This is a genomic window from Corallococcus terminator (assembly GCF_003611635.1).
GTDB lineage: Bacteria > Myxococcota > Myxococcia > Myxococcales > Myxococcaceae > Corallococcus > Corallococcus terminator.
This window is the reverse complement of sequence record NZ_RAVZ01000528.1, coordinates 1-4076: the sequence shown is the minus strand read 5'-3', so window position 1 is coordinate 4076 and position 4076 is coordinate 1. Positions and strand designations below refer to the sequence as shown.

Genomic DNA, 4076 nt, shown 5'->3' with positions numbered 1-4076 from the left:
GTTCCCGTCGTGCGCGGGCATGGAGGGGTGGCCGTATTCGATGTCCGGAGGCGGCTTCGGGTGCCGGCTGGATTCGAACCCGGGCGTCCTGGCCGGACGTGCGCCTTCCGCCTGCTGGGCCCGGGCGGCCTGGGCGCGCAGCGTGTCCACCTCGCGGCGCAGCCGGATGACTTCGGCGGAGAGCTGGGCGTACGAGTCGCGCACCAGCCCGTTGAACACGCGCTGCCTTCCCAGCGTTTCGTTGATCAACACCTGGCACGACTTGCGGAAGGCCCACTTGGCCAGGAGGACCACCTGGCCCGCGCCTCCACGGTGCGTGTGCAGGGGCAGGGCGCGCGTGGTGTCCGCGTTCTCCTCCAGCGCGTGCATGTTGAACGACAGCGGATCCACGCGCGGCTCGACGCCGTCCTCCGGCACCTCCGCCTTCTCCGACGTGGGCAGCCCGCGCGTGCGCAGCCGCTCTTCGATGCGGGCCACCAGGGCCCCCGTGGGAATGTCCCGTCCGAGCAGCTTCATCGGTGTGTCTCCTCGACGATGCGCGCCATTTCTTCCCGGTACGCCGCGACCACCTGGGGCCACGTGTGTCCCTGCGCGTAGGTGCGGGCCCGCTTGCCCAGCGCGTCGCGGGCCTCGCCCACTTCGCGCAGTCCTTCAATGAACGACGCCAGCCCCCGGTACACCCGGCCCGCGCCACTGCGCTCCACCTGTCCCACCAGCACGTCCGAGTACCCGTTCACCAGCACCGGCGTCCCGTGCGCGAACGCCTCCAGCGTCAAGAGTGACAGGCTCTCGAACTTCGACGGCACCACCACCGCCAGTGCCCCGGCCAGCGCATCGTGCTTGTCCTGCTCCTCGATGCGCCCCACGTGCCGCACGCCTTCACCGTGCAGCTCCATGTGCGCCTCACCCGCGAGCACCAGCTCCGGCGCGTCCGCGTAGCGCTCCCGCAGCTTGCGATAGAACGTCAGCAGCTCCGGTATGCCCTTGCCCGGCTCCAGCCGGCCTACGTAGAGCAGGTAGCGGCCGTGCACGCCGTGCTTCTCCCGGAAGCGCTCGGGCGCCGCCGGCAGGGCCTGCACCCCCACGCCCACCACCCGCGCCCGCGCGTGCTCCGGATGGAAGCGCCCGAACATGGCGACCTCCTCCGGCGTGTTGCACATCAGCACCCGGGGCCGGTTGAACACGTCGCCGTAGACGCCGAAGCGGATGGGCGGCTCGTCGTGCGCGGTGGGCACCAGCATCGCGCGGTCCGCCACCAGCGGCAGCCCCATCACCGTGGGCGCGTAGAGGTACGTGAAGAACAGGTAGCCGTCGTAAGCGTCCTGCGTGGTGGCCAGATGGTCGATGAGGCCCGGGCTCAACGGGCCCTGCTCCGCCACCCACTGCTCCTCGCGCAGCCGCTCGTTGCTCCGGTCGAACACCTGGCCCGACAGGCCGTTGAACGCGGGCATGTTGCGCGTGCGCGTCACCGGGAAGCGCAGGACCTTCACCCGGCCCATGCGCTCCTCGCCCGGCGGGAAGACGTTCTCCCACGTCAGGTGGTTCTTCGCGCAGGTGGTGAGCACCGTGATGTCCCAGTGCGGCGCCAGTCGCTCCGCCACCTGGGCCGCGTGGCTCTCCGCGCCGCCCGTCACCTCGCCGTAGCGTTGCACCACCAGCGCCACACGAGGCCGCTTCGGGGTCCGGCGGGGTCTCGGCGGTGGGGACACCACGCCCGCGAGCGCCTTCTCCAGCGACACCTGCGTGGCGGCGGGGGAGAAGTGCTGGAGCCGGCGCGTCTGGCCTTCGATGACGGACTGGCGCAGCGCCAGGTCCTCGCTCAGGTCCACCGCCAGCTCCGCGAGGAACGCGAAGCGCTTCTGGTCGAACCCGATGCCCGCGCCGCCCATCGTCTCCGGCACGGCCGCCGCCGCGTACGCCATCACCGGGACCTGCGAGGCCATGGCCTCGATGATGGGCACGCTGAAGCCCTCGTGCTCGCTCATGGAGACGAACACGGACGCGGAGCGGTACACGGCCACCAACTGCGCATGCGTCAGGCGGCCCAGGAACTCCACCCCGCCCAGGGCCTTCGCCTCTTTCTGGAGCCCCTTGAAGTAGCGGCTGCCCGCTTCGTACCCGCCGACGAGCAGCAGGCGCGCCTGGGGGCGGATCCGCAGGAGTTCGCGGTGCAGCGCGAGCAGGTCCTCGAAGCGCTTGTGCGGCATCACCCGGCTCACCGACACCAGGGTGGGGCCGGGGCCCGACAGGCCCGCGAGCATCTCCGCGTCCGCGCCGGAGGCGGCGAAGCGCTCCGGTTCGATGAAGAGCTGCACGGTGTGCACGTTGCGGTGGCCCGCGACGCGCAGCTCCGCGCAGTTGTAGTCCGAGTCCCCGATGGACACGTCCAGGAAGGGCGCCATCGCGGCGACCTGCGCGCGGCCCGCGACCAGCGCGTGCTCCAGCGGCGTGCCCGGGTAGAAGCGCGCGGGGCTGATGTTGTGGAACACCACGCCGCGCTTGCAGTCCATGTGCATCAGACGTCCGCTCAAGGGGGACGCGATGCCATGGTGGTACAGGACGAGGTCGTCCGGTTTCGGGCGCAGGGCGAAGACGTGGCGGGCCATGCCCTCCAGGCCCGCGCCGACCTCCTCCGCGTAGATGTCGCCCGCGTGCCCCATGCGGCGCAGCAGGAGTTGAAGGTGCAGCGCGGCCTGCCCGGAGGCATCGCCGGGGCCGAAGCTCGGGATCAACTGGTGGACCGCCATGCGGTCCCGTGTCTAGCACAGGGGCATGGTATGAGGCGGCCCCGTGTCGACCCTCGGACCCATCGCCCTCGACGCCACCCTCTGGGACGAACCCACCACGGGCATCGGCCTGTACACCCGCTGCCTCGCCGACGCGCTGGAGGCCCAGGGCGTCGTCCTGGACCGGATGGGCGCGCGCATGTCGGGCGAGCACCCCCGAGGCGTCCAGAAGCGGACGGCGTGGACGCTGGGCACGCTGCCCAAGGTGCTGCGGGAATCTCCGCCGCCCGTCTACCACGCGCTCGGCAACTTCAACCTGCCGCTGCGGCGCGTGCCGGGCACGGCCTACGTGCTCACCGTGCACGACCTCGTGCCCCTGGACCTGCCGGACACGGTGTCCACCCCGTACCGCTGGCAGTTCCGGCTCTGGCTCGCGCGCAGCCTGACGACCGCGGACCGGCTGGTGTGCATCAGCGAGCGCACGCGCGAGGACCTCCTGCGCCGCTTTCCGCAGGTGGAGCCGCGCACCGTGGTGGTGCCCAACGGCGTGGACCACGTGACCGTGCCGGAGCTGGACGCGGAGGGGGAGGACTTCCTGCGCGCGCTGACCCTGCCGAAGGACTACGTGCTGTACGCGGGCTCGCTCGATGTCCGCAAGAACGTGGACCTGGTGTTGGATGCGCAGGAGCGGCTCGCCGCGCAGGGCAAGCCCTTCACGCTGGTGCTCGCCGGACAGGGCTGGTTCGGCTCCGGGAAGGTGGAGACGCGCATCGCGCGGCTGCGCTCCGAAGGGTTGGACATCCGAGCCCTGGGCTACCAGCCGCCCTCCACCTTCTACGCGCTGATGCGCCGCGCGGCGCTGTTCGTCTTCCCCTCGCGCTACGAGGGCTTCGGCCTGCCGCCCCTTGAGGCCATGCGCCTGGGCACGCCCACCGTGGTGTCCACCGCGGGCTCGCTGCCGGAGGTGTGTGGCGCTGCCGCGCCCGCGGTGGATCCGGACGACGCGGAGGGACTGGCGGCGGTCATCCACCGGCTGCTGGGCTCACCCGGGGAGCGCCGTGCGCTCTCGGAGTCGGGCCTCCATCAGGCCGCGAAGTTCACCTGGGCCCGCACCGCGGAACTGACGCGGGCCGCTTACGATGCGGCGCTCCGTCACCGCCGGTAGTCCACCGGTCGGAAGCAGACGGCGCCCGCCAACCGGCCCGGAAGGGCCCCTCTGGGAGGAACATGCGACTGCTCGTGTGGAGTGGAATCGTCTGCGGAATGCTGCTCGGGTGCGCCAGCTCCAACACCGCCCGCAAGGCGGATGAGGCGCAGGAGCCCCAGCCCACCGCGCCCGTGGAGCAGGAG

Annotated in this window: 2 protein-coding genes and 1 pseudogene; 1 reads left to right on the top strand and 2 read right to left on the bottom strand. The window is 71.6% G+C overall.

Annotated elements, in window-relative coordinates:
• Both D7V88_RS39440 and D7V88_RS39435 read right to left on the bottom strand, forming a co-directional pair.
• A pseudogene (locus D7V88_RS39440) lies at positions 1 to 516 on the bottom strand (hypothetical protein); the annotation flags it as partial.
• A complete protein-coding gene (locus tag D7V88_RS39435) occupies positions 513 to 2747 on the bottom strand; it encodes a glycosyltransferase (RefSeq protein WP_120545670.1) in 2235 nt (744 codons plus the stop codon). The gene D7V88_RS39435 and the pseudogene D7V88_RS39440, both read right to left, overlap by 4 nt.
• Positions 2748 to 2790: 43 nt before the next feature.
• Between D7V88_RS39435 and D7V88_RS39430 the strand changes: the two genes are divergently transcribed.
• Complete coding sequence (locus tag D7V88_RS39430; RefSeq protein ID WP_120545669.1) at positions 2791 to 3891, top strand: glycosyltransferase family 4 protein; 1101 nt, start codon at positions 2791 to 2793, stop codon at positions 3889 to 3891.
• The last annotated feature ends 185 nt before the right edge of the window (positions 3892 to 4076 follow it).

Bases quoted from the DNA above. Each gene is read 5' to 3' on its own strand.
- D7V88_RS39435 (WP_120545670.1), bottom strand. From the start codon at position 2,747: ATGGCGGTCCACCAGTTGATCCCGAGCTTCGGCCCCGGCGATGCCTCC.